General features: G+C 61.6%; 21 protein-coding genes. 2 read left to right on the forward strand and 19 right to left on the reverse strand.

Annotated features, from left to right (window positions below):
- Positions 1–164: 164 nt before the first annotated feature.
- The 4 genes from B0G73_RS30365 to putA all read right to left on the reverse strand — a co-directional run bounded on the left by B0G73_RS30365 (position 165) and on the right by putA (position 6,457).
- On the reverse strand, positions 165–785 hold the full coding sequence (locus B0G73_RS30365; RefSeq protein ID WP_106284860.1) for a hypothetical protein: 621 nt from the start codon (positions 783–785) through the stop codon (positions 165–167).
- Positions 786–793: 8 nt separating this feature from the next.
- Complete coding sequence (locus tag B0G73_RS30370; RefSeq protein WP_106284861.1) at positions 794–1,093, reverse strand: hypothetical protein; 300 nt, start codon at positions 1,091–1,093, stop codon at positions 794–796.
- Positions 1,094–1,291: 198 nt separating this feature from the next.
- Positions 1,292–2,440 carry a branched-chain amino acid ABC transporter substrate-binding protein gene (locus B0G73_RS30375; RefSeq protein ID WP_106284862.1) on the reverse strand — a complete coding sequence of 383 codons (1,149 nt, stop codon included), beginning with the start codon at positions 2,438–2,440 and terminating at the stop codon, positions 1,292–1,294.
- 87 nt (positions 2,441–2,527) lie between these two features.
- Positions 2,528–6,457 carry a trifunctional transcriptional regulator/proline dehydrogenase/L-glutamate gamma-semialdehyde dehydrogenase gene (putA, locus tag B0G73_RS30380; RefSeq protein WP_106284863.1) on the reverse strand — a complete coding sequence of 1,310 codons (3,930 nt, stop codon included), beginning with the start codon at positions 6,455–6,457 and terminating at the stop codon, positions 2,528–2,530.
- A 323-nt stretch (positions 6,458–6,780) separates the two neighbouring features.
- Between putA and B0G73_RS40705 the strand changes: the two genes are divergently transcribed.
- Positions 6,781–6,951 carry a hypothetical protein gene (locus B0G73_RS40705; protein WP_181196673.1) on the forward strand — a complete coding sequence of 57 codons (171 nt, stop codon included), beginning with the start codon at positions 6,781–6,783 and terminating at the stop codon, positions 6,949–6,951.
- A gap of 124 nt (positions 6,952–7,075) precedes the next feature.
- On the opposite strand, the gene B0G73_RS30385 is transcribed toward B0G73_RS40705, so the two are convergent.
- The 4 genes from B0G73_RS30385 to hemE form a co-directional block, all read right to left on the reverse strand.
- Entirely contained in the window at positions 7,076–7,321 is a 246-nt protein-coding gene (locus B0G73_RS30385; RefSeq protein ID WP_106284864.1) for a hypothetical protein, read from the reverse strand.
- Positions 7,321–8,742: a YeiH family protein gene (locus B0G73_RS30390; RefSeq protein ID WP_106284946.1), complete on the reverse strand. Its 1,422-nt coding sequence runs from the start codon at positions 8,740–8,742 to the stop codon at positions 7,321–7,323. Before B0G73_RS30390 ends, B0G73_RS30385 begins: the two co-directional genes overlap by 1 nt.
- Before the next feature lie 170 nt (positions 8,743–8,912).
- On the reverse strand, positions 8,913–11,159 hold the full coding sequence (locus tag B0G73_RS30395; protein ID WP_181196674.1) for a primosomal protein N': 2,247 nt from the start codon (positions 11,157–11,159) through the stop codon (positions 8,913–8,915).
- 465 nt (positions 11,160–11,624) lie between these two features.
- Positions 11,625–12,725 carry a uroporphyrinogen decarboxylase gene (hemE, locus tag B0G73_RS30400; RefSeq protein WP_106284865.1) on the reverse strand — a complete coding sequence of 367 codons (1,101 nt, stop codon included), beginning with the start codon at positions 12,723–12,725 and terminating at the stop codon, positions 11,625–11,627.
- A gap of 218 nt (positions 12,726–12,943) precedes the next feature.
- On the opposite strand from hemE, the gene B0G73_RS30405 reads away from it, so the two are divergent.
- Complete coding sequence (locus tag B0G73_RS30405) at positions 12,944–13,741, forward strand: transporter substrate-binding domain-containing protein (protein WP_106284866.1); 798 nt, start codon at positions 12,944–12,946, stop codon at positions 13,739–13,741.
- A gap of 880 nt (positions 13,742–14,621) precedes the next feature.
- Here B0G73_RS30405 and B0G73_RS30410 read toward each other — a convergent pair.
- From B0G73_RS30410 to B0G73_RS30460, 11 genes are all read right to left on the reverse strand, one after another.
- A complete protein-coding gene (locus tag B0G73_RS30410; protein ID WP_106284867.1) occupies positions 14,622–16,352 on the reverse strand; it encodes an AMP-binding protein in 1,731 nt (576 codons plus the stop codon).
- Positions 16,353–16,586: 234 nt separating this feature from the next.
- The gene (locus tag B0G73_RS30415; RefSeq protein ID WP_012434800.1) at positions 16,587–17,012 is read right to left on the reverse strand and encodes a F0F1 ATP synthase subunit epsilon; all 426 of its coding nucleotides are present in this window, start codon (positions 17,010–17,012) and stop codon (positions 16,587–16,589) included.
- Positions 17,013–17,081: 69 nt separating this feature from the next.
- A complete protein-coding gene (atpD, locus tag B0G73_RS30420) occupies positions 17,082–18,476 on the reverse strand; it encodes a F0F1 ATP synthase subunit beta (protein ID WP_012434801.1) in 1,395 nt (464 codons plus the stop codon).
- A 102-nt stretch (positions 18,477–18,578) separates the two neighbouring features.
- On the reverse strand, positions 18,579–19,463 hold the full coding sequence (gene atpG / locus B0G73_RS30425) for a F0F1 ATP synthase subunit gamma (protein ID WP_106284868.1): 885 nt from the start codon (positions 19,461–19,463) through the stop codon (positions 18,579–18,581).
- Positions 19,464–19,602: 139 nt separating this feature from the next.
- Positions 19,603–21,144 carry a F0F1 ATP synthase subunit alpha gene (gene atpA / locus B0G73_RS30430; RefSeq protein ID WP_106284869.1) on the reverse strand — a complete coding sequence of 514 codons (1,542 nt, stop codon included), beginning with the start codon at positions 21,142–21,144 and terminating at the stop codon, positions 19,603–19,605.
- A gap of 58 nt (positions 21,145–21,202) precedes the next feature.
- Positions 21,203–21,742, reverse strand: coding sequence for a F0F1 ATP synthase subunit delta (locus B0G73_RS30435; RefSeq protein ID WP_006050846.1), 540 nt, complete (start codon positions 21,740–21,742; stop codon positions 21,203–21,205).
- A gap of 2 nt (positions 21,743–21,744) precedes the next feature.
- A complete protein-coding gene (locus B0G73_RS30440) occupies positions 21,745–22,215 on the reverse strand; it encodes a F0F1 ATP synthase subunit B (RefSeq protein ID WP_106284870.1) in 471 nt (156 codons plus the stop codon).
- Between the two features lie 136 nt (positions 22,216–22,351).
- Entirely contained in the window at positions 22,352–22,621 is a 270-nt protein-coding gene (gene atpE, locus B0G73_RS30445; protein WP_007180033.1) for a F0F1 ATP synthase subunit C, read from the reverse strand.
- An 88-nt stretch (positions 22,622–22,709) separates the two neighbouring features.
- A complete protein-coding gene (atpB, locus tag B0G73_RS30450; RefSeq protein ID WP_106284871.1) occupies positions 22,710–23,561 on the reverse strand; it encodes a F0F1 ATP synthase subunit A in 852 nt (283 codons plus the stop codon).
- A gap of 163 nt (positions 23,562–23,724) precedes the next feature.
- The gene (locus B0G73_RS30455) at positions 23,725–24,270 is read right to left on the reverse strand and encodes an ATP synthase subunit I (RefSeq protein WP_106284872.1); all 546 of its coding nucleotides are present in this window, start codon (positions 24,268–24,270) and stop codon (positions 23,725–23,727) included.
- A gap of 832 nt (positions 24,271–25,102) precedes the next feature.
- Positions 25,103–25,990 carry a ParB/RepB/Spo0J family partition protein gene (locus B0G73_RS30460; protein WP_106284873.1) on the reverse strand — a complete coding sequence of 296 codons (888 nt, stop codon included), beginning with the start codon at positions 25,988–25,990 and terminating at the stop codon, positions 25,103–25,105.
- Between the last annotated feature and the right edge of the window lie 2 nt (positions 25,991–25,992).

The raw sequence follows: 25,992 nt of genomic DNA on the forward strand, positions 1-25,992 counted from the left end.
AGCGCTTCAGGCAGTTCAGGCAGCGGCCCGCGGGCCGCTGCCTGAGACGCGACGGTGCGTTTCTTTTTCATCGGCATATCCATGACCTTGATCCCCTCATGATATGCCCCGCCCACGAAATTACGGATAGGTCCCAGGTTTGTCGCGTTCCGGGCGCACGGCAGCTACGCATAAACCACCGACAACGCCCCGAGTTCTCTCATCAGCTCAGGTTTGCGTGACTCAATGACGTCCGCATGAATCTGATAAATGACCGACTTGATGACCTCCGTCTGACTCAAAGTCGTGTCGTGCATCAGCGTCTTCAGGTCTTCCACGATACGTGGCGTCACCTTCATGGAAAGCCGGCGGCGAGCCTCACCGCGGCGCTCCTTGAAGCGTTCCGACGTGGCGCGATGGGCCTTGATCAGCAGGGCTCGCGGGAACTCGCCGGAAGCAAACCGATGCAGATAAAGGATCATCAGGACCTTTCGGAATTCGGTTGAGCTGGTGCTGTCGACAATATAGGCGGCGAGGTCGAGCACATCCAGATAAATGGCCGGCAATTGCGCCTCGATCGGCCGGACTTCCTTGCGTCGCGCTTCCCGCACGGCCGGTGTGGATTGCGCCGGGACAGCCACCACGTTTCCGCACGCGTCGCACACCGCCGCGAGGATATTCTTCACCTCACCTTTGCCGTCGCTAAACGGTACGTCGCGCCGCGCAAAAGTTGTGCTCACGAGTTGTTTGCAATGGTGACAAACCGCCTTACTTTTCTCACCGTCCTCATACAGTTTCATCTTCATGGCTTCACTCACTGATGCACGCTGATAAACACGGTGTCTGGATCGCTCACAAAGTAAAACTTCACGTACCAGCCGCCTGATTCGATGACATGCACATCGATCGACGCAACGCTGTGGTGCGGTGACGAGCTGTACTGCGTGCCGTTGCTTCTGGCAACGAGCACCTCGACGAATTCGGCGGTCACTCGCCCCGTCGCCAGAAGGTTCTTTACGTTAATGCCGGAGCGCGCTTCGTGCTGGAACTGGCCGGATCGAAGCGCGGCAATAACCGTCCGCTTCACCTCCTTGTACTTGCTCGGAATCGACAACCGCACCTCCCATTATACGACAACTCTCGTAATAGATCCTTGATGGAGAGCGCTCACCATCTCGAGAAATTGTCGATGAATTTTTTTTTGGGAGAAGGTCCGGTAGACCAAAATCCGCAAGCTGGATGAACGGCAACTTACAATAAAAAACCCCGCCGAAGCGGGGTTTCCTTCACAACGTCAAAGCAGGCAAGTCTCTTATTTCCCACCCACGCTCTGCAACGTCGTCCACTTACCATCGACAACCTTGTACAGCGTGATACCGCCGTTCTTCAGGTCGCCCTTGCTGTCGTACGCGAGGTTCGCGGACGTCACCGCCGGCATCGACGTCTTCGCGAGCACCGGCAGGTACTTGGCCGGATCGGTCGAGTTCGCCTTCTTCATTGCATCGAACATGGCCATTGCGCCGTCGTAAGCGTACGGCGAGTACGTTTGCACGTCTTCGTTGAAACGCTTCTTGTACTTCGCGACGTAGTCCTTGCCGCCCGGCATTTCTTCCAGCGGCAGGCCGGCGAGCGATGCCACCGTGCCGTTCGCCGCGTCACCCGCGATCTGGATGAACGTCGGCGTGTGGACCATTTCGCCGCCCATCAGCGGCGCCTTGATGCCCAATGCCTTCATCTGCTTGACCATCGGTGCCGCTTGCGAATCCGCGCCGCCGTAATAGATCAGATCAGGTTGAACAGCCTTCAGCTTGGTCAGGATCGACTTGAAGTCGACTGCTTTGTCGTTCGTGTATTCACGATCGACGATCTGGCCACCCGCTGCCTTCGCTGCCTTTTCGAACTGATCGGCCAGACCTTGGCCATAAGCCGTGCGGTCGTCGACGATCACGATCTTCTTCATGCCCAGCGTCTTTACCGCGAACGTGCCGGCGACCGAACCTTGCTGCGTGTCGGACGTCATCATGCGGAACGTGGTCTTGAAACCTTGTTGCGTGTATTCCGGCGCCGTCGCCATGGCGATTTCGGGGATGCCCGCGTTCGCGTAAATGCGCGAAGCCGGAATCGTGGTGCCCGAGTTGAAGTGGCCGAGCATACCCTTGATGCCGTCATCCACCAGCTTCTGTGCAACCGTCGTACCGGTGCGCGGGTCGGCCTGGTCGTCGGCCGAGTCCAGCACGAAGCGGACTTGCTTGCCGCCGATCACCGGCTTGGTCGCGTTCATGTCTTCCACTGCCAGCGTAATGCCGTTCTGGAAGTCCTTGCCGTAGTGCGCCTGCGCGCCTGTCATCGGGCCGGCAAAGCCGACCTTCACATCTTCCGTCGATTGAGCATTGGCCGTCCCCGCCAGCGACATCGCTGCAACCAGTGCAGCGCCTGCCAGCTGTTTCATCTTGTGTTGCATAGCTTCTCCTTGGTACCAGGTGTGGATGGAGCGGTTTCGGGGTCGCCGTACCGCTTCCTTCTTTTTGAAAAGATCAATGAGGTTCGCTCAACCGATCGTCATCAAATTCGCATTACCGCCTGCTGCTGCCGTATTCACGCTGACCGAGCGTTCCGTCAACAGACGCTCGAGCGCGTAATCCTCGTCGCCGCTTTCCAGCGCGCCTGCCGCGACGCCCTGCACCGACACGATCGGGCCCGGACGCTTCGCGACTTCCTTCACCAGCGCCAGCAACTCGTCGCTATCGCCTTCGAACAGCACGGCGTCGAACGTTGCATCGGCGCTCTTCTTCACGCTCGCATGTGACTTCAACGACGCGGGCAACTGCGCCACCAGTTGTTCACCCGCCGCGCCTTCGAACAACGCGCGATTTCCCGTAGCCAGCGCCGCGGCAAACTGCACGCGCGCGCCGCTCGCCGTCGACGCAATACACAGCACCGTGCCGCGCGCGCCCAGCGTGTACGTGTTGCGCTCGCCAGTCGGTCCCGACAGTACCGCGGTGGCGCCCGCCGGCACATGCGACAGATAGCCGTCGCAGCGCGCGGCCAGCACCGGCTGTTGTTCGGCAATCAGCCAATCGCGATAAGCCGTCAATGCAGCGGACGGATTGTCGCTGTTTTCGGCTGCCTTCGGTACATCCACGACCAATGCCTGCGCGAGCGACTTCGGCAAACCGGGCGGACGCGTCGCCAGCAGACGCTGCAAATACAGCGCGCCGCCCGCTTTCGGACCCGTGCCCGACAAACCTTCGCCGCCGAACGGCTGCACACCCACCACGGCGCCGATCACATTGCGGTTCACATAAATGTTGCCGACGTGCGCGCGGCTGATCACGTGAGCGATGGTTTCATCGATCCGCGTATGGATGCCGAGCGTGAGGCCGTAGCCCGTCGTGCGAATCTGTTCGAGCAGCTTGTCGAGCTGGCTGCGGCGGTAACGCACCACATGCAGCACCGGACCGAACACTTCGCGCTTCAGTTCGTCGATGCTGTCGAGTTCGATCAGCGTGGGCGGAACGAAGGTGCCTTGCGCGCAACCGTCGGGCATCGGCAATTGCTCGACCTTGCGGCCTTTCTCGCGCATCGTCGCGACGTGCGCGTCGATACCGCGTTTCGCGTCGAGGTCGATCACCGGGCCCACGTCGATCGACAGACGGTCCGGATTGCCCACTGCCAGTTCGCGCATCGCGCCCGTTAGCATCTCCAGCGTGCGGTCGGCGACATCGTCTTGCAGACAGAGAACGCGCAGCGCGGAACAGCGTTGACCGGCGGAGTCGAAAGACGATTGCAGCACGTCCGCGACCACCTGCTCAGCGAGCGCCGACGAGTCGACGATCATCGCGTTCTGGCCGCCGGTTTCCGCGATCAGCGGAATCGGCTTGCCGTCCGGATCGAGGCGGCTCGAGAGCGTCTTGTTGATCAGGCGCGCGACTTCAGTCGAGCCGGTGAACATCACGGCGCGAGTGCGCGGATCGGCCACCAACGCGGCGCCGACCGTTTCACCATTGCCCGGCAGCAGTTGCACGGCCCCCGCCGGGACGCCGGCTTCGCGCAGAATGCGCACGGCCTGCGCGGCGATCAGCGGTGTCTGTTCGGCCGGCTTTGCGAGCACGGTGTTGCCGGCCGCCAGCGCCGCGGCCACTTGGCCCATGAAAATCGCCAGCGGGAAATTCCACGGGCTGATACAGACCACCGGACCGAGCGGGCGATGCGTGTCGTTGGAGAACTCGTCGCGAATCTGCGTGGAGTAGTAGCGCAGGAAGTCGATCGCTTCGCGGATTTCCGCGACGGCGTTGGCCAGCGACTTGCCGGCTTCACGCACCACCAGACCCATCAGCGTATGCATCTGCGCTTCGAGCAGATCGGCGGCACGCGCGAGGCAATCGGCGCGCGCTTCGACCGGCGTGGCTTGCCAGATCGGCGCCGCGGCGACCGCATGCGCCAACGCGGCGCTCACATGTTCCGGGGTCGCTTCAACGACCGTGCCGACGAGGTCACGATGATCCGCCGGATTGCGCACATCGCGCGCCACGCCCACGGCGATTTCGTTGTCCTCGAGCATCGGCGCGGCGCGCCACGGATGATGCGCGCTCGCCAGCAACGCCGACGACAACGACGCCAGACGATGCTCGTTCGACAGATCGAGGCCCATCGAATTGAGACGCTCGGCGCCGTAGAGATTGCGCGGCAGCGGAATCTTCGCGTGCGGCGCGCCGAGCGGCACGATCTTCGAGGCTTCGTCGACGGGGTCGGCGATCAGGTCCTTGATCGCGACGCTTTCATCGGCAATGCGATTCACGAACGACGTGTTCGCGCCGTTTTCCAGCAGACGGCGCACGAGGTACGCGAGCAGCGTTTCATGCGTGCCGACCGGCGCGTACACGCGGCACGGACGGTTCAGCTTGTCGCGGCCGGTGACTTCCTCGTACAGCGGCTCGCCCATGCCGTGCAGGCACTGGAACTCGTACTGGCCGGGGTAGTAGTTGTTGCCCGCGAGATGATAGATCGCCGAGAGCGTGTGCGCGTTGTGCGTGGCGAACTGCGGATAGACCGCATCCGGCGCGCTCAGCAGTTTCTTCGCACAAGCGACGTATGAGACGTCCGTATAGATCTTGCGCGTGTACACCGGATAGCCTTCGAGGCCGTCCACTTGCGCGCGCTTGATTTCGGTGTCCCAGTACGCGCCCTTCACGAGGCGCACCATGATGCGGTGACGGCTGCGGCGCGCCAGATCGATGATGTAGTCGATCACGAACGGGCAACGCTTCTGATATGCCTGCACCACGAAGCCGATGCCGTTCCAGCCGGCCAGGTCTGGATCGAAGCACAGCGCTTCGAGCAGATCGAGCGAGATTTCGAGGCGGTCGGCTTCTTCGGCGTCGATGTTCAGGCCGATGTCGTAGCGGCGCGCAAGGATCGCCAGCGAGCGCACGCGCGGCAGGAGTTCGCTCATTGTGCGTTCCTGCTGCGAACGCGAGTAGCGTGCGTGCAGCGCGGAGAGCTTGATCGAGATGCCAGGGCCTTCGTAAATGCCACGGCCGCCGGCAGCCTTGCCGATCGCGTGGATCGCCTGTTCGTACGACGCGTAGTAGCGCTGCGCGTCGGCTTCGGTGGTGGCCGCTTCGCCGAGCATGTCGTACGAGTAGCGGAAGCCGCGCGCTTCGTATTTGCGGCTGTTGGCCAGCGCCTCGGAGATGTTCTCGCCCGTCACGAACTGCTCGCCCATCAGGCGCATCGCCATATCGACGCCCTTGCGGATCAGCGGCTCGCCGCCCTTGCCGATCAAACGCGTCAGCGCCGACGAGAGGCTCGTTTCGCTATTGGTCGTCACCAGCTTGCCGGTGATCATCAAGCCCCAGGTCGCGGCGTTGACGAACATCGAGGGCGCCTGGCCCATGTGCGATTTCCAGTCGCCCTTGCTGATCTTGTCGCGAATCAGCGCGTCGCGCGTGGCGCGATCGGGAATGCGCAGCAGCGCTTCGGCGAGGCACATCAGCGCCACGCCTTCCTGGCTCGACAGCGAGAACTCGTGGATCAGACCTTCGACGCCACCGCCCTTGCTCTTGGTGCGCAGCGTTTCGACGAGCTTGCCGGCCATTGTCTGCACATCGCCCGCGAGGTTGGCCGGCAAGCGAGCCTGACCGACCAGGAACGGCAAGCATTCCGGCTCGGGACGACGGTAAGCGGCCGTGATCGCCGCGCGCAGCACCGACTGCGGTTGCACGTTTTGCGCGAACTCGAGGAATGGGTGCGACGCGCCGTCTTCTTCCTGCTCGACCGTGGCGCCGTCGGCGAGATCCGCCGAGCCCGTCACGCCCGACAGCTCGGGCGGCAACTGGCCGTGCTCGATCTTTTCGAGGTACGCGAAGATGGCCTGCTTGATGAGCCAGTGCGGAGTGCGTTCAAGACGGGTAGCGGCATCTTTCAGCCGTGAACGCAGGAGGTCGTCGACCTTGACGCCAAGGGTGGTGCTAGCCATGTTTCCTTCTTCGGATACCAAACGAATGCGCTGGGAAAGACTAAAAGTTGGGCGAATCGTACGCCTCCCAATAAAAAGGTGCAACCATGTTCAGCGCATGGTTGCACCCTGCTGGGAGCCTTGTGCGGCGAGGGTTTGCGCCAGATGGCGCTGGCCGCTGGCGCAGTGGTTGCGCTTAGTACTTTCCCTGGCGTGATTCTTTTTGCATTTACCCTTATCAGAACGGGTCGGCGCGCCGTTATACGGAACATAGCGGCACGCGGCCTCCGGGCACGCACAAAAAAACGGTACGGGGTTTTAGAAGACAGGCGAGGACAGGTGAAATGGAAAAGTGGCTGGTAGTACTGGGCATCTGGGCGATGTGCGCGACTTGCGCGGTGTTGTTCATGCGTGGCGCGACGAGTGGCCCAGGCAGGCGCGAGCCCGACGAGGAACACGTGCCCGCGGCGTCGCGCGCATCCGTGGGTGACGCGCGGACCGCGTTAAACGAGTGAACTGAACGGGTGAATGGGCGCGTCCGGCGTTCCGTGCGGGACAGAGCGACGACTATCTTCGGCTGACGCACTGGCGGAACGCTGACATCGCCGGGCTCGGCGCCGCGGCTGGCTTAGGCGCGCGTCAATGTTGACGAACCGGTTCGAAGCGCGCGCAACTGTCGCCAGGCGAGACGAGTTGGTCGTGCAACCGGCAGAGCCGGCTGTTCGCCACGCTCGCGCCGAATGCGGAACCAAACACGGCGAGACCCGGAATGCCCTGCTCCAACGAGCCCCGATTCTCAGCGCGATGCCGGCAGCCCGCGCAGCACGGCGCGTGCGTTTCATCGCGCGCCTGCGCCGCGCTGTCGAGGCGGACCGTGCGCCTCATCACGAGCCCTGCCCCAAGCTATTCCAGTACGGCGCGAACACGTGCGCGGACAGCGCGTAACCGATGGCGATATTGACCACCACGCCCACCGTGAATGCGAGGAACGGCTTCAGACCGGTTGCAGTGAGCGAGCGCAAGCGCGTGGTCAGCCCGATGCTCAGGAAGCAGAAAGTGAACGCCCACGTACGCAGCGCCGTGATCGGCGCGACGAATTCGGGCGTCACGACTTTGCGGTAATCGGCCAGCGAATAGTGGCTGGCGATCCACGTCACCAGCGCCGACGCGATCACGAAACCGATCACGAACTTCGGGAAGCGCGCCCAGATCTCGCCGGCGTTGGCCTTGGCCTTGACGCCGCTGTCCTGCGATTCCCAGCGCGTCGTCGCGACGATCGCCAGCACGAATGCCCAGATGCCGATCCAGATATCGCGGCCGACCACTTTCATCAGCGTGAACGCCTGCAACGACGCCTCCGGCGCGCCGGCAATCGCGCCGCCCGCGTGTTTCGCAAAGTCGCCGTAGGCTTGAGCGGCTGCGATGCCGGCGGCGTCGGCGAATTCAGACGTGCCGATCCAGGCGCCGGCGACCGCAGTCGACAGGCCGAGCGAGCGGGATGCGAACGGCAATACGAAGATCATCACGATCGCCCAAAGCACCACCAGCGTGATCGCCACCGAGGCCTGCTCGCGCTTGGCGCGCACTGCGCCGGCAATCGCGATGGCCGCCGAGACGCCGCACACCGCGCCGCCGACGCCGAGCACAGCGGCAAAACGCCGGTCGAGGCCGAAAGCTTTCGCGGCAAAGAAGATCACGAAGAACGTGACGAGCGAGACGATGGTGGCCTGCCCGACCGCGACCGGTCCCGCCCACACCAGCAACGTAAACGGTAACGTCGCGCCGAGCAGCACGATGCCGACCTTGATATAAAACTCGACGCGCAAGCCGGCCGAAAACCATTCAGGCAGCGTGAACACGTTCGAGATCAGCAGGCCCAGCGCCAGCGCGACGAGCGGCGGCTCGAGGTTGTACTTCGACGCGTTGACCCACGCGCCCAGCGTAAAAATCAGCGCCGACGCGATGAACAGAATCAGGAACGACGCCAGGAAGGCGCCGACCCGCTGCTTGAGCGCCGCCAGGCTTACGCCGAATAGAAGCGCGAACGCGATAAACAACGCGGCGTAGTTCGGCAAATGCTTGCCGACGTCCTGTGCGGCCAGCGCCACGCTCGACCATTTGGCCGGCGCTACCGCCAGCCATTTGATGCTGCTGCCCGACGCGAACAGCGCCCAGGCGACTACGATCACCAGCAGGCCGACCCACACCGCCCACCAGTCTTCAGTCGAAAAGAGCCCGCCACCTTGCGTGCCAGGCCGGTTCGTCGGCGCCGCGCCGGGTTGTAGTGCTGGGTTCGTATCGCTCATCGCCATACCCCGAGGAAATTGAGGTGCCTCGGCGCCGGAGAGTTGAAGTTTTGCCCGAAAGCGCGCCGATTCGGCGAAATATAGGCGAGCGGCGTTGCAAAACGAAACGACCATTCGCTCTAAGAATATGACCGAAAGAAGTAACGGCGGCGTCGCCCCGGCAATGCGACTTAGATGTGGAGCGGATCGACTTCCAGATTCCAGCGCAGCACACCTTTCAGGCCGCGCAGCAGCGGCTGCCACGCACGCAAGGTGGCCTGCAGGGCGGCCCGCGACGCGCTCTCGATCAGCAATTGCGCGCGGTGCACGTGCATCACTTTCACGATGGTGAGCGGCACGGCGTCGTAGACGGTTACACGTTCGGCAGCCGCAATGCCGGTCAACTCGGCCGCCGCCTGTTGCAGGAAGGCGAGCGCGGCTTCGAGCGTGCGGCCTTCGGCGCGCAGCAAAGCCTGATAGACGAACGGCGGCAAATGGGCGTCGCGTCGTTCGGCCAGCGTGGAGTTGGCGAAGCCGACGTAGTCGTGGCGGCCCAGCGCGTGATAAAGCGCGTGGCGCGGATAGCGCGTCTGCACCAGCACTTCGCCCGGCAAACCCGCACGGCCTGCGCGGCCGCTCACTTGCATCAGTTGCGCGAAAAGCCGTTCGCTCGCGCGGAAGTCGTGGGAAAACAACGCGGTGTCGGCGTTCAGCACGCCGACCAGCGACACGCGCTGAAAGTCGTGGCCTTTGGCGATCATCTGGGTGCCGACGAGGATGTCGACTTCGCCCGCGTGGACGTCGGAGAACAGCGCCTGCGCGCTGCCTTTACGACGCGTGCTGTCGGCGTCGATGCGCAAGATGCGGGCGCCGGGCACCGCGCTCGCCAGCGTCTCTTCGACACGCTGCGTGCCACGGCCCATCGGCGCGATATCGACGTTGCCGCACTCCGGGCACGAACGCGGGATGCGCGCTTCCCAGCCGCAGTGGTGACAGCGCAGCGCGCGCTCGGGCTTATGCAGCACGACATACGCGCTGCATCGTGGACAACCGGCGACCCAACCGCAGGCGTCGCAGGCAAGCTGCGGCGCATAACCGCGGCGGTTCAGGAATACGAGGCTTTGCTCGCCGCGTTCGAGCCGCGCCTTCAGCGCCGCGATCAGCGGCCCCGACAAACCTTCGACCGATGCCCGCCCGCGCCGCCGCTCCTCTTCCAGATCGATCAGTTTGACGGTAGGCAATACGGCCTCGGCGACAGCACGGCGCGACAGCGTGAGCCGCTTGTAGCGGCCCTGGTCGGCCTGCCACCAGCTCTCCAGCGACGGCGTGGCCGAACCCAGCACGACCGGCAGGCCGAGTTGTTTGGCGCGATAGATCGCCAGGTCGCGCGCCGAATAGCGCAGACCTTCCTGCTGCTTGTAGGCCGGATCGTGCTCCTCGTCGACAACAATGATCGCGAGCTTCGGCAGCGACGCCAGCACCGCCAGCCGCGTGCCGAGCACGATCCGCGCGCGGCCGGTGTGCGCGGCGAACCAGTTGCGGGCGCGCTCGCCTTCCGCGAGTCCGCTATGCAGCGTGACGATCGACGTGCCCTCGAGCGCGGCGAAACGCGCGCGGAAGGCCGCTTCGAACTGCGGCGTCAGATTGATTTCAGGGACGAGGACGAGCGCCTGGGCGTCGGGCTTCGCGGCCAGAATTTCGGCGAGCGCGCGCAAATAGACCTCCGTCTTGCCGCTGCCCGTCACGCCGTGCAGCAGGAACGGCGCGAAGCCGTCGGCATCGCGGATAGCTTCGACGGCGGCCGCCTGCTCGTCCGTGAGCGTGGGTAGCGTGGGCGCGGGCGCGCCAGGCGAAGCGACCGTGACCAACGCCGCCGCGGCCTCGACGATGTTCAGCGTGATCCAGCCTTCCGCCTGCCACGCGTCGAGCGTTGCCATTGCTTTGGGGTGCAGCGCGCGCGCATCGGCGGCAAGCACGAACTCGGTCCCGGCCAACGCCTGCGCCAGTTTCCGCAACGCGCTCGCCCGAGCCGGCAGAGCTTCGGGCAACGCGGCGCGGCCTGCGGGCGTGAGACTGTAGCGCTCTTCCGGCGCGAACAGGCGCGACCAGCGCGACGCATCGCGCAGCGCCTGCGGTAATGCGGGCAATGCGACCTCGCCGAGACCACGCTGGTAGTAGTCGGCGGCGAACGCGGCCAGCTTCAGCCATTCCGACGACACCGGCGGGCAAGCGGTGCACACGCCACTCACCGAGCGAAGACGATCGGCCGGCACGTCGCTGTGAGCGGTCACTTCGCAGACGAGCCCCACGACATGGCGTTTCCCGAACGGCACGCTAACCAGCCTGCCCGGCGCGACAGGCTCAGGCGTGTCGCAACGGTAGTCGAACAGAGTCGGCAGCGGATGGTCAAGCGCGACGCGGACGAACACGTCGCTCACGCGTCAGCAGCGGTCAGGGGAACGAGCGCGACACGATGCCACATCGCGAGGCCCATCGAGCAGACGGCGAATCCGTAGAAGTTAAAGTAAAACTTCAATTTCGGCGCTAAGTTTTGGATTCGGCTGAACAATTGCAATCGGTCCGCGTGCCTGTGGATAACTTTGTTGAGAACTTTGCCCGGACGGCCCGGGAACCGCGCCGCAGCGGCCTTCTGTGGGATTCCGCACAGTCTGTCCCGAACCCGGGAAACCCTTGCCAGACAAGGCTTAGATCAAATGCGCCTGCAAAGTGCAAGGGCCAGGACACGACTAAAGCTTCTACCGCGCCGCAGCGTGATGAATGTGCATAAGTCAAGTCTTGACTTTCGCAAGACCGCCATCTGACGGCCTGTTAGCTGCGAATTTGCCCTTAGACCGAGAGCCCAGTTCGCTGCAATGCAACAAAAAATGGTAACGATTACGGCTTCAGGCCGGTGCATGAGCGCCGCTGCGGATCGCCCGGCTATGACGGTGTACTTCGTCCACCAGCTCAGCGACATTCTCCGGCGGCGTGAATTGCGAAATACCGTGGCCGAGATTGAACACGTGGCCGGGATGATTACCGAAGCTGTCGAGCACCGCACGAGCTTCCATGCGGATCGAAGCCGGCGGCGCGAACAACACCGAGGGATCGATATTGCCCTGTAGCGCCACCTTCCCGCCCACACGCTCGCGTGCCTTGCTCAGGTTGACCGTCCAGTCGAGGCCGACCGCGTCCACACCGGTTTCGGCGATCTCGTCGAGCCACAGGCCGCCACCTTTCGTGAAGGTAATGACCGGGACTTTCTCGCCGTCGTGCTCGCGCCTCAGCTGATTCACGACCTGCTGGATGTAGTGCAGCGAGAAACGTTGATACACACCGTCTGCCAGCGCCCCGCCCCACGTGTCGAAAATCATCACGGCTTGCGCGCCGGCTTCGATCTGCGCGTTCAGATACGCCGCGACCGAGCGCGCGTTGATGTCGAGAATGCGATGCATCAGATCCGGACGGGCGTAAAGCATCGACTTGACCGTGCGGAAATCCGCCGACCCGCCGCCTTCCACCATGTAGCACGCGAGCGTCCACGGACTGCCCGAAAAGCCGATCAGCGGTACGCGTTGACGGCCTTGCGCGTCGGTCAGCGCCGTGCGAATTTCGCGCACGGCGTCGGTCACATAGCGCAGCGTGGCGTCGATGTCCGGCACAGCGAGCCGCGCGACGTCGTCTTCCGTGCGAACCGGGCGAACAAACTTGGGACCCTCGCCGGTCACGAACTCGAGGCCGAGACCCATGGCGTCGGGCACGGTGAGGATGTCCGAGAACAGGATCGCGGCGTCGAGCGGATAACGCTCGAGCGGCTGCAATGTGACTTCCGTCGCGAACGACGGGTTCTTCGCCAAACCGAGGAAACTGCCCGCGCGACCACGCGTGGCGTTGTATTCCGGCAGGTAGCGGCCGGCTTGCCGCATCAGCCAGATCGGCGTGTAGTCGGTCGGCTGGCGCAGCAGCGCGCGCAGGAAAGTGTCGTTCAGGAGTTTATGGGCCACGTTGCGTACGACTGAGGGCAAAGGGGCATTTTACCGGAGCCGGCTCGCCGCATCGTGCTTGATCCGGCCAATAACTGTCGGACACGTCGTTCGCGGCCGGTTTTCCGCGCGCTGGCCGCGGCGTCATGACTTGGCTGAACGGCCAATGTTCAAGCGCGAATTGCCGGGCTATCATCCAACGGACTTACCAGACAATTACATACAACCAAGGAGACTCGATGAACAAGGCAGCACTCGCACTGCTCGGCGCACTGGCCGGCGTTTTGATGCACGCAGGCGTGGCCGGGGCACAGGCCAGCGCCGCCACCGCAACGCCCTCGCGACTCGACGAAATTCTCGCGCGCGGCACGCTGCGCGCCTGCACGACGGGTGACTACAAGCCGTATTCGTTTTACAAGGCGGACGGGCAGTTTGAGGGCATCGATATCGACATGACCGAGTCGCTCGCCAAGTCGCTCGGCGTCAAGACGGAGTATGTCAAGACGTCGTGGTCGAATCTGATGAACGACTTTGTCGCCAAGTGCGACGTGGGAGTGGGCGGCGTGTCGCCGACCCTCGAGCGGCAGAAGCGCGCGTTTTTCACGGAGGCCTACATGGTCGACGGCAAGACGCCGATCGTTCGGTGCGACGACGTCAACAAATATCAAACCGTCGCCCAGATCGACCAACCGGCGACACGCGTGATCGTCAATCCCGGCGGCACCAACGAGCGCTTTGCGAAACAGTACTTTTCGCATGCGAACTTGACCGTCTATCCGGATAACGTGACGATCTTCAAGCAGATCCTCGCCGGCAAAGCGGACGTGATGGTGACGGACGCGTCGGAGACCCTGCTGCAGCAGAAGCTAAACCCCGGCCTTTGCTCGGTTCACCCGGACAAACCCTTCCAGTATGGTGAAAAGGCTTGGCTGCTGCCGCGTGGCGATGTGTCGTTTCAGCAATACGTCAACCAGTGGTTGCACCTTGCGCGAGCGACGGGCGAGTATCAAGCCATTTCAGACAAGTGGCTGAAGTAGCCTGAAGCGCTTCTTGGCCGCCCCTTTTTCACTGTAAAACAGCGGCGGTCGAGAAACGCCAAATGATCACGCTCGCGCGCCAATCATGTAACTTACGGGGCGCTTTTAAGTAAAACCTAAAAATAGTGCCATCGCAGCTGGCTGCGAACGCATTCTTTGCGCCCCAATTGCGTGTCCGGACGGATGCTGCAACGCAATGCGGCTGCGTACGTTGGATCGCAGAAGTTGGTGACTGCGGGCCAGCACCTGCAAAGCGGGGAATTATTCGTCTAAAAGATGAACGTGCAACCATTTCATGCGGCATCGACTTAACGGATTACGCCGCATTATGCTTCGCGAATAGCATCAATCATGCGTATGAAATTGCGACTGAGTCATCGGTAAAAATTGCGTTTAAATCGTCGCTTTTTGGCAATATATCCTGCAACGCCTTATCCGGCGGGCGTTACAACCTGAAACACTTTGTTACCGCGCTCGTAGATTAATTCGCCCACAATGCCCTCAACGGTTTCAACACGGATGTGGCTGTGTGCGTGGTGTGAGCGGATACGATGCACTTGCCGGTCGGCCTATGCCGAAGCCCTGTGAAGGGGCATCCCTGCTGGGGCCGTAGTCGACGTAGGGTCGTCGTCTCAGTCGGTTCCTTCTTTGGTCTCCTCGCGCTAACCCCGTAGCGTGTGGTTTTTAGCGGGCTCCAGGCCCGCTTTTTTTTCGTCTGGCCAAACGTTTGCGCGGCGCGGTAGCGCGCTGTTTCGGGCACGTTCGCGGGTTTTTAGCGACTTGCACGGCGAACGATTGGTTCCACTTGGTTTGCTCCTCGTGCCCTATCGGCTGATCCGGGTCGCGCAATGATTTTGCCGCGCGGACCAGCCGTTTAGTGTCACGCCGTCTTGTCTTCCCGCAGCTTCAACTCGCTGATCATCCGCTCGCGCATGATGAACTTCTGCACCTTGCCGGTTACCGTCATGGGCAGTTCGTCGACGAAACGGATGTACTTGGGCACCTTATAGTGCGCAATCTGCCCCTGACAGAACTGCTGGATCTCTTCGGCTGTCGCCTGCTCGCCGGCGCGCAATACGACCCACGCACACACCTCTTCGCCGTACTTCGTGTCGGGCACGCCGAACACCTGCACGCTCTGGATCTTCGGGTGGCGGAACAGAAACTCCTCGATTTCGCGCGGATAGATGTTCTCGCCGCCGCGAATCAGCATGTCCTTCAGACGGCCGACGATGTTGCAGTAGCCTTCTGCGTCGAGCGTCGCCAAGTCGCCCGTATGCATCCAGCCATCGACAATGCTTTCGCGCGTCTTCGCCTCGTCGCCCCAATACCCCTGCATCACTGAGTACCCGCGCGTGCAAAGCTCACCGGTTTCGCCCACCGGCACGATCTCGCCGAGAGGATCGACGATTTTCACTTCGAGATGCGGCTGGATGCGGCCCACCGTCGTCGTGCGCTTGTCGAGCGGATCGGTCGTCGAGCTTTGGAACGAGACCGGACTGGTTTCCGTCATGCCATAGGCGATGGTGATTTCGCTCAGATGCATTCTGGAAACGACCTTCTTCATCGTCTCGATCGGACAAGGCGAGCCCGCCATGATGCCGGTGCGTAGGCGCGAGAAGTCGTAGGTGGCGAAGTTCGGATGATCGAGTTCGGCGATGAACATGGTCGGCACGCCATGCAACGCAGTGCACTTCTCTTCCGCGACCGCGGCCAGCGTCGCGGCCGGGTCAAAGCCTTCGCCTGGAAATACCATATTGGCGCCGACCGACACGCACGCTAGCACGGCCAGCACCATGCCGAAGCAGTGGTACAGCGGCACCGGAATGCATAAGCCGTCCTGCTCGCTCAGCCGCATTGCCATGGCAATGTAGCGCGCGTTGTTCACCACGTTGCTGTGGGTCAGCGTCGCGCCCTTCGGGTTGCCTGTCGTGCCGCTGGTGAACTGGATATTGATCGGCTCATGGCACGAGAGCGTCGCGCCGATCGCGTCGAGCCTGGCCACGTCGAGCGACGCGCGTCCCTGCTCGATCACATCGGAAAAGGTCAGCATGCCAGGCGTTTCCGTGTCGCACATGCGAATCACGTAGCGCAACTCGGGCAACCTTGCCGCGTGAAGTTCACCGGGCGCCTGCGTGGCCAGTTCGGGCGCGAGCTCCTGCAACATCTCCAGGTACATGGATGCCTTGAAGCGCTCGGCGGCGATGATCGCCTTGCAGCCAACCTTATTCAGCGCGTACTCGAGCTCCGCGAGCCGATAGGCTGGATTGATGTTGACCAGTACGGCGCCGATTCGCGCAGTCGCAAATTGGGTCAGCAGCCACTCCACGCGATTCGGCGACCAGATGCCCACGCGGTCACCCTTCGCAATACCGAGTGTGAGCAGCCCTGCCGCCAAAATGTCGACTTCTTCAGCGAACTCCCTCCAGGTCCACCGAATGCGTTGCTCGCGAAACACCACGGCCGGACGGTCCGGAAAGCGTGTCGCGGTGTCGCACAGAAACCGGCCGACCGTCGCTTCGCTCAGCGGAATGTCGGTCGACCCGCGGACATACGACAGCCCGTCTTTGGGTTCGATCAGTGCACCTTCGCCTGACACATGCGTTGCCATGGTGTTGTCTCCGTGAGCTCAGCGGAAGCTCGTCTATTGAAATGAATTTGAAATCGATTGTGCCACCGGCGTATGTCGGTCCGGCATCAAGTGTTACCCGCACCGCATTGCCGAACCGGCCGGGCGAGGAGCCGATTGCCGCGACAACACAATTTTGCTTACCTTTCCGTTAACGTCAAGTCGAGGTCAAAAAAAAGCAGCCACGAAGGCTGCTTTCTCTCTGATACGTATTGCTTAGTTCTGACCGCGCAGCTTGCGCAGGCGCTGGATCGCAGCGAGCTGAGCCGTCGCGTACGCCAGCTCCGCTTGCGCGGTCGCGTATTCGAGGTTCGAACCCGTGTTCTGCAGCGCTTCTTCCGCACGCTTGCGTGCATCTTCAGCCTTGGCTTCGTCGAGATCCTTGCCGCGAATAGCCGTGTCGGCGAGAACCGTCACAGCGCCCGGCTGGATTTCGAGGATGCCGCCGGCGACGAAGACAAACTCTTCTTCACCGTTTTCAGCTTCGATGCGCACCGCACCCGGACGAATCCGCGTGATCAGCGGCGTGTGGCCCGGCAGAATGCCGAGTTCACCTGCTTCGCCCGGCAGCGCGACGAACTTCGCCTGGCCCGAGAAGATCTGCTCTTCCGCGCTGACGACGTCTACTTTAATGGTTGCCATATCGACTCCTGGTGAGCGTAACTCGAGGGCACCGACATTGGCCGGCGCCCGCTTCTATACACCCGACCTTTACTGGATCTTCTTGGCCTTTTCGAAGGCTTCGTCGATCGTGCCGACCATGTAGAACGCTTGTTCCGGCAGGTGGTCACACTCGCCGTCAACGATCATCTTGAAGCCACGGATCGTTTCCTTCAGCGGCACGTACTTGCCCGGCGAGCCCGTGAACACTTCAGCGACGTGGAACGGCTGCGACAGGAAACGCTGGATCTTACGAGCGCGCGCCACGGCGAGCTTGTCTTCCGGCGCCAGTTCGTCCATGCCCAGAATCGCGATAATGTCGCGCAGTTCCTTGTAGCGCTGCAGCGTTTGCTGCACGCCGCGCGTGATCGAGTAGTGCTCTTCGCCGATCACGTTCGGGTCGATCTGACGCGAGGTCGAATCGAGCGGGTCGACTGCCGGGTAGATACCCAGCGAAGCGATGTCACGGGACAACACAACCGTTGCGTCCAGGTGGCCGAAAGTCGTAGCCGGCGACGGGTCGGTCAAGTCATCCGCAGGGACGTACACGGCCTGAACCGACGTGATCGAGCCGGTCTTGGTCGACGTAATACGCTCTTGCAGCTTACCCATTTCTTCAGCCAGAGTAGGCTGATAGCCCACTGCCGACGGCATACGGCCGAGCAGCGCCGACACTTCCGTGCCTGCCAGCGTGAAACGGTAGATGTTGTCCACGAAGAACAGCACGTCGAGACCTTCGTCACGGAAGTGCTCAGCCATCGTCAGACCGGTCAGCGCGACGCGCAGACGGTTGCCCGGCGGCTCGTTCATCTGGCCGTACACCAGCGCGACCTTGTCGAGAACGTTCGAGTCCTTCATTTCGTGATAGAAGTCGTTCCCTTCACGGGTACGCTCGCCAACACCGGCGAACACGGAATAACCACCGTGTTCTTTAGCGATGTTGTTGATCAGTTCCATCATGTTCACGGTCTTGCCGACGCCGGCGCCACCGAACAGGCCCACCTTACCGCCCTTGGCGAACGGGCAGATCAAGTCGATAACCTTGATGCCGGTTTCGAGCAGTTCCGTCGACGGCGACAGCTCGTCGAACGCCGGAGCCTTCTGGTGAATACCGCGAACCACGTCCGAGTTGATCGGGCCAGCTTCGTCGATCGGACGACCCAGCACGTCCATGATACGGCCAAGGGTCGGCTTGCCGACCGGCACGCTGATCGGCTTGCCAGTGTTCTTCACCGTCGTACCGCGGCGCAGACCGTCCGATGCACCCAGACAGATGGTACGGACGACGCCGTCGCCCAGCTGTTGCTGGACTTCGAGGGTCAGTTCCGAACCTTCGAGAATGAGCGCGTCGTAAATCTTCGGCATCTGGTCGCGCGGAAATTCCACGTCGATCACCGCGCCGATGCACTGTACGATCTTGCCTTCTACCAAAGCAGTAGTACTCATCGCTTTTCCTTTAGATACTCAATTCTTCACTCGCGCAAAGGCGCAGTTTCGATGGGGTGCGCCGCGAAGGCGCACACGAAGCGGCGTGCCTGACCGTCAAGGTCAGACTGCCGCCGCGCCACCGACGATTTCCGACAGTTCTTTCGTGATCGCGGCCTGACGGCTTTTGTTGTACACGAGCTGCAGTTCGTTGATGACCGTCTTCGCGTTGTCCGAAGCGGCCTTCATCGCGACCATGCGTGCCGACTGTTCCGATGCCATGTTTTCCGCGACGGCCTGATAGACCAGCGCTTCGACATAACGCACCAGCAGTTCGTCCACCACTGCCTGCGCATCCGGCTCGTAGATGTAGTCCCACTGCGTGCTCGGCGTCGTGCCGTCCTCTTCCTTGCGCTCGAACTGGTCTGCCGACAGCGGCAGCAGTTGCTCGATCACCGGCTCCTGCTTCATCGTGTTGACGAAGCGCGTGTACGCGAGGTACACCGCCGAAACCTTGCCTTCGGAGTACAGGTCGAGCTGCACCTTCACCGCGCCAATCAGCTTTTCCAGATGCGGCGTGTCGCCCAGATGCACGACATTCGACACTACCTTGGCGCGCAAACGGTTCAGGAAACCCAGACCCTTGGTGCCGATCGCAGTTGCTTCGATCGTCTTGCCCTGGCCTTCCAGTTCCTTGAACTTCTGCAGCGACGCGCGCAGCACGTTGGTGTTCATACCGCCGCACAGACCTTTATCAGTCGTGACGAGGATGATGCCGGCCGCCTTCGCGCCTTCGTTCGACACCATGAACGGGTGACGATACTCCGGGTTCGCACGGCTCATGTGCGCAGCGATATCTCGGACCTTGTCGGCGTACGGGCGAGCAGCGCGCATGCGCTCCTGAGCGCGGCGCATCTTCGATGCGGCCACCATCTCCATCGCTTTCGTGATCTTGCGCGTGTTTTGCACGCTCTTGATCTTGCCGCGAATTTCCTTCATTCCAGCCATTGCTTGCTCCTTGTCGGCCCGAGTTAGCGCTTCAGCGCTTACTCGGGTCCCATGCAAAGCGATCGAAGCAGCGCGGGTTCAGTTGCCTGCGGCCCGCGCCGCTTCAAGGTCCGTTTATGCCTTGCGGGTCACTCGCGGATCAATAAGCGCCGGACTTCTTGAAGTCTTTGAGAGCCGTGTGCAGCAGGGCTTCGTCGTCCTTCGAGAGTTCCTTGGTGTCTTCGACGCGCTTGATCAGGTCAGCGTGCTTCGTCTTCAGGTAGTCGCGCAGGCCCTTTTCGAACGGCAGCACTTGCGCAACTTCCAGATCGTCGAGGTAGCCATTGTTCGCTGCGAACAGCGCGACAGCCAGTTCCCACACTTGCAGCGGCTGATATTGCGGCTGCTTCAGCAGTTCCGTCACGCGACGGCCGCGCTCCAGTTGCTTGCGGGTGGCTTCGTCGAGGTCCGACGCGAACTGCGCGAACGCAGCCAGTTCACGGTACTGCGCGAGGTCGGTACGGATACCGCCCGACAGCTTCTTCACGACCTTCGTCTGAGCCGCACCACCAACGCGCGACACCGACACGCCGGCGTTAATTGCCGGGCGGATACCTGCGTTGAAGAGGTCGGTTTCCAGGAAGATCTGGCCGTCGGTAATCGAGATCACGTTCGTCGGAACGAATGCGGTCACGTCGCCGGCTTGCGTTTCAATGACTGGCAGTGCCGTCAGCGAACCGCTCTTGCCCTTCACTTCGCCGTTGGTGAACTTCTCGACGTAGTCTTCCGACACGCGAGCAGCACGCTCCAGCAGACGCGAGTGCAGATAGAACACGTCGCCCGGATACGCTTCACGGCCCGGCGGGCGGCGCAGCAGCAGCGAGATCTGACGGTATGCCCAAGCTTGCTTGGTCAAATCGTCATAAACGATCAGTGCGTCTTGACCGCGGTCGCGGAAGTATTCGCCCATCGTGCAGCCGGCGTACGGTGCCAGATATTGCATGGCAGCCGATTCCGAAGCCGAAGCGGCCACGACGATCGTGTATTCCAGCGCGCCGGTCTCTTCCAGCTTGCGCACCACGTTCATGATCGACGAAGCCTTCTGGCCGATCGCGACGTAGATACAGAAGAGGTTCTTGCCCTTCTGGTTGATGATCGCGTCGACTGCAACTGCGGTCTTGCCGCACTGGCGGTCGCCGATGATCAGCTCGCGCTGGCCACGGCCAATCGGCACCATCGCGTCGATCGACTTCAGACCGGTTTGGACCGGTTCCGAAACCGACTTACGCCAGATCACGCCCGGAGCAATCTTTTCGATTGCGTCGGTCTTTTTCGCGTTGATCGGGCCCTTGCCGTCGATCGGGTTGCCGAGTGCGTCGACCACGCGGCCGAGCAGTTCCGGACCCACCGGCACTTCCAGAATGCGGCCCGTCGTCTTGACGATGTCGCCTTCCGAAATGTGTTCGTACTCACCCAGAATCACGGCGCCGACCGAGTCGCGCTCGAGGTTCAGTGCGAGACCGAAGGTGTTGCCCGGGAATTCGAGCATTTCGCCCTGCATCACTTCCGACAGGCCGTGAATACGCACGATACCGTCGGTCACGGAGATCACAGTGCCCTGGTTGCGAACGTCTGCGCTCGCTTCAAGGCCCTGGATCCGGCTCTTGATCAGCTCGCTGATCTCAGAGGGATTGAGTTGCATTATTCGCTCCTGATAGTCAATTCTGTTGCGTGCCAGCCGCTTCAGCGCATAAGGCGCTTCAGGCCGTCAGAGCCGTTTGCATGCTGGCAAGCCGCGCGCGGACCGAGGTATCGAGCACTTCATCGCCGACCGTCACGCGCACGCCGCCGATCAACGACGAATCGATCTCGACCGTCGGCTTCAGCTTGCGTTTGAACTTGCGTTCGAGACTTGCGACGAGGTCGTTCAACTGCGCGCCTTCGAGCGGGAATGCGCTGACGATCAGCACATCGGCCGCCCCTTCGCGGGCGTTCTTCAACTCTTCGAACTGCACAGCAATTTCCGGCAGCAATTGCAGACGATGGTTGTCCACCAGCATTTGCACCAGATTCTTCGCTTGGGCGTTGTCCTTGAGCGGCGACTTGACCGCGGCCAGCAGCAGTTCGCTGACCTGGGCGCGGCTTACTTTCGGGCTCGAGGCGATCGACAGCACTTCGGGCAGACGCGCAACCTGTGCCAGCTCCTGCACGAGCGTGGACCAGGCGGCGATGTCACCAGCTTCGGCCACGCCAAACAGCGCTTCTGCGTACGGACGGGCGATGGTTGCAAGTTCGGCCATGATCAGAGCTCGGCTTTCAGTTGATTCAGCAGGTCAGCGTGAGCTGCCTGGTCGACTTCGCGCTTCAGGATCTGTTCAGCGCCCTTCACAGCGAGTGCGGCGACTTCACCGCGCAGCGTTTCGCGCGCCTTCACGACTTGCTGGTCCGCGTCGGCCTTCGCTTGCGCGATGATGCGAGCGGCTTCAGCCTGTGCTTGAGCCTTGATTTCGTCAGCGACTGCCACAGCGCGCTTTTCTGCGTCAGCAATACGTTGCTGACCGTCGTTGCGTGCCTGAGCGAGTTCCTGGTCGACGCGCTTGTGAGCGGCTTCGAGTTCTGCCTTGCCCTTTTCAGCAGCCGACAAACCGTCAGCAATCTTCTTCGAGCGCTCGTCGAGGGCGTTGATCAGCGGCGGCCACACGAACTTCATCGTGAACCACGCGAGGATCAGGAACACGACCATTTGCGCAAACAGGGTTGCGTTGAGATTCACGGTGTTTCCTTAAACGTTGCTAGTTCGGAAAGTGAAACGGCAAGGCGCTCATCGATTCTGTTCGATCAGCGCCCGAGTGCCCGTTCCGCCCCGCGCCCTCACTAGTTATAGCTCAGGCGCAAACTTCCGAGGAACCTCAGCCTGCCAGCTTCGACAGCAGCGGGTTCGCGAACGCAAACAGCATTGCCACACCAACGCCAATCAGGAACGCCGCATCGATCAGACCAGCCAGCAGGAACATCTTGGTTTGCAGCGGGTTCATCAGTTCCGGCTGACGTGCACATGCTTCGATGTACTTGCCGCCCATCAGGCCGATACCGATACAGGCGCCGATTGCACCCAGGCCGATGATGATGCCGATACCGATGGCGGTCAGACCCTGGATGTTGGCGATGAAAGCTTGCATGATCACTCCTTTGTGAAAAGTCTTTTAGAACTGGTTGGAACTGGGATTTAAATGAAACGAAACTAAAACGTCGTTCGACAAGCCGCGATTAGTGGCTGTCGTGTGCCTGGCCGATGTACACCAGCGTCAGCATCATGAAAATAAATGCTTGCAGCAGAACGATCAGGATGTGGAAGATCGCCCAAACCGTGCCAGCGATGACGTGGCCGATGAAGCCGAGCACCGACGCGTCCGCGCCGAAACCCCACATGCTGCCGAGCAGGGCAATCAGCAGGAACAACAGTTCGCCCGCGTACATGTTGCCGAACAGCCGCATGCCGAGCGAGACCGTCTTTGCGACGAACTCGATGATGTTCAATGCAAGGTTCGGGATCCACAGGAGCGGATGCGCACCGAACGGAGCGGACAGCAATTCATGTACGAAGCCGCCTGCGCCCTTGATCTTGAAGTTGTAGTAAATCATCAGCGCGAACACGCCGAGTGCGATGCCGAGCGTGCCGTTCAGGTCGGCGGTCGGCACGATGCGGTGATGGGGGATGACTTCCGACAGACCCAGCCAACCGATCACGCGGCCCGGCAGATCGACGGGGATGAAGTCGAGCGAGTTCATGAGGGCAACCCAGACGAACACGGTCAACGCCAGCGGCGCGATGAAGGTGCGCGTGCCGTGGATCATCGACTTCGATTGGTCCTCGACCATTTCAACCAGCATTTCGATCGCGCACTGGAAACGGCCCGGCACGCCGGACGTTGCCTTGCGGGCAGCGAGATGCAGAATCAGGATCGTGGCCAGACCGCAAACGATCGACCAGAAAAGGGTGTCCAGATTCCAGACGTGAATGTCGAAAATCGACGTCTGGTGCGCGGTGGAAAAGTTCTGCAAGTGGTGCGCGATGTACTCGGACGGATCCAGAGCGCGCGTGCCTTCGCTAGCTGCCATATCGTTAATGCCACCCAAATTGTCGAAAATCGTCTTAGGCCGCTCCCGCAGCAATGCTGTATTGCGGGAACACGCCGGGTGCGGATCGTGTCATATCCGCACTCCTGATGCCGGCGCTGCGCGCCAGCCTGAATTTATTGCTGCTACTTTCGTTGCTGCTACCTTAGCGCCAGGCTAAGGCGATCCAGTACGTCTTGAGCGCGATGAGGTAGGTCACGAGCAGCGGAACCCAGCGTACGTCGTGATACCAGAAGGCGATGGCTACAAACATCGCGATCGTTGTCCCCATCTTGAGCGCTTCGCCGATCATCCAGCTCATTGCTGTTTCGGCGCCGCTCAGCGTTCTCAGTCGTGCCGCGAACAACGCGCTCGGCACCCAGCAGATCGCTCCCCCCAGGAACGCGGACAGCGCAGCAGCGCCCGGCGGCTTGTAGAACAGCCACCACACCAGCGTAGCACCCAGGGACAAAACCATTTGCGCTGCCACGACCTTGAAAGGCGTGACGCGCGATGGACGGCTCACAGTGGGACCAAATAGCTTTTCAGCTTCGGCCCGCGTGAGCGGAACGATATTGTTATCTTGCTGCTCGACATCCCACGCTTCGTCAGGTCTTGCTTGCTGACCGGTGGACGCAACGGAAGCCTTGCGTTCAGCGCGGTGTTCGTCGTGCCCATTCTTCGGCGCTTGATTCGACGTTTTGACCGCCATCGCAGTGTTCCGAAAGTCTTGTTCCAGCCCGCGAGCTTACGCTGCGCTTACGGGGTTCCCGTGCAATTAAATCCGGGCGATTGTAAGCGATAGTTGCAGGCAATTCAAGACTTTAGGCCGTTCAATAACCAGCGTGAAAAGGCTCCTCACCATGCGGGAGCGCCGGTTTCACCGGGCGAAACACGTCAAATGTAAGGCTGCCGGGCAGTGCCAAAACGCGCTGCCTAAGACGGAAGAATTTGTCCTCGCTGATGGCTCGTTTAAACGCCGCAGCAGACGTCTCGAAAATGCAACAAACGCCGATTTTTGCCTAAGCATATGGACATCGCGGGCGCTGGCGGGTAGGCGCGAACGGGAAGATCCCACGAGAAAGGGTTGTCGAGAAGTATCCCCGCGTTTGCGCTGAATCAATGTGCCGGCGAGGAGGCAGTGAAGTTTCAGCGTTTGCTTCGGACACGCCCTCCTCGCCAAAGTTGTCCCGAGGAGATTGCGGCCTGGCCGCTTCGCGGCTCCTGACACCAGTTGGGCTCAAATGCCCGTATCGCGACGCCGACGTGGCCGTTACGCGCGCCGACGGCCCCAATCCACGCGGCCAGCAAGCAGCCGTGAAATGACCGGATATATGAGTAATCCTGATTATCCCACGCCACTTTATTTAGGAATCCGTCGGACGTTGATATGGATCACTGGTAGGTCGCAAAATCCGATCAAAGAAGCCATGCGCCTTTTGCAAACCCGCCGCGTCAAATGATCCACGGTGAATCCAACAGCTTGCGATCGGCAGCAGGCCTTATCGCAAGCTATCAGGTGCCCTTGCCGGTCAACTCGTCAATCAGGCGGTGGCGTTACCACGCAACCGGACCAGAATGCCCTCCAACGCATCCAGATCGCCGAAGTCCACCAGTACCTGGCCGCGCCCGCGTCGGCCGAGTTTGATCTTGACCGTCGCCGCCAGCAAGTCCGACAGTTCTTCTTCCAGCCGGCGAGTATCGCGGCCGCCATCGCCATTCGCACGCGCCTTCACCGTCGGCGCGGCCTTTGTAGTCGCCGTCACAAGCTTTTCGGTTTCGCGCACCGACATGCGTTTGTTAACCACCTGGTTGGCCAACGTGATTTGCGTCGCGGCGTCGACGGCCAGCAGTGCGCGGGCGTGACCCATGTCGAGATCGCCGGCCAGCAGCATCGTTTGTACGGGAGTTGCCAGGTTAAGCAGACGCAGCAGATTCGATACCGCGCTGCGCGAGCGGCCGACCGACTCCGCTGCCTGTTCGTGCGTGAAATTGAACTCGTCGAGCAAGCGCTGGATCCCCTGCGCTTCTTCCAGCGGATTCAGATCTTCACGCTGAATGTTCTCGATCAGCGCCATCGCGGCGGCGGCCTGGTCCGGCACGTTCTTCACCAGCACCGGCACTTCTTCGAGGCCCGCTAGACGCGCCGCGCGAAACCGCCGTTCGCCGGCGATGATCTCGTACTTGTCCGCCGAGATAGGACGCACGAGAATTGGCTGCATCACCCCTTGCGCACGGATGCTGGCCGCCAAGTCCTGCAATGCGCCCTCGTCCATGCGCGTACGTGGCTGATATTTGCCCGCTTGCATCTTGCTAAGCGGTAGCACATTCGGCGCACCTTCAATCGTTACTGCCTCGGTAATGTCTGCCGTACCGCCCAGCAAGGCTTCCAGACCGCGGCCCAATCCCTTCTTTCTCGCTACTGCGTTCATCG

Origin of the sequence: Paraburkholderia sp. BL25I1N1, assembly GCF_003002025.1 — a bacterium.
Taxonomy (GTDB): Bacteria; Pseudomonadota; Gammaproteobacteria; order Burkholderiales; family Burkholderiaceae; genus Paraburkholderia.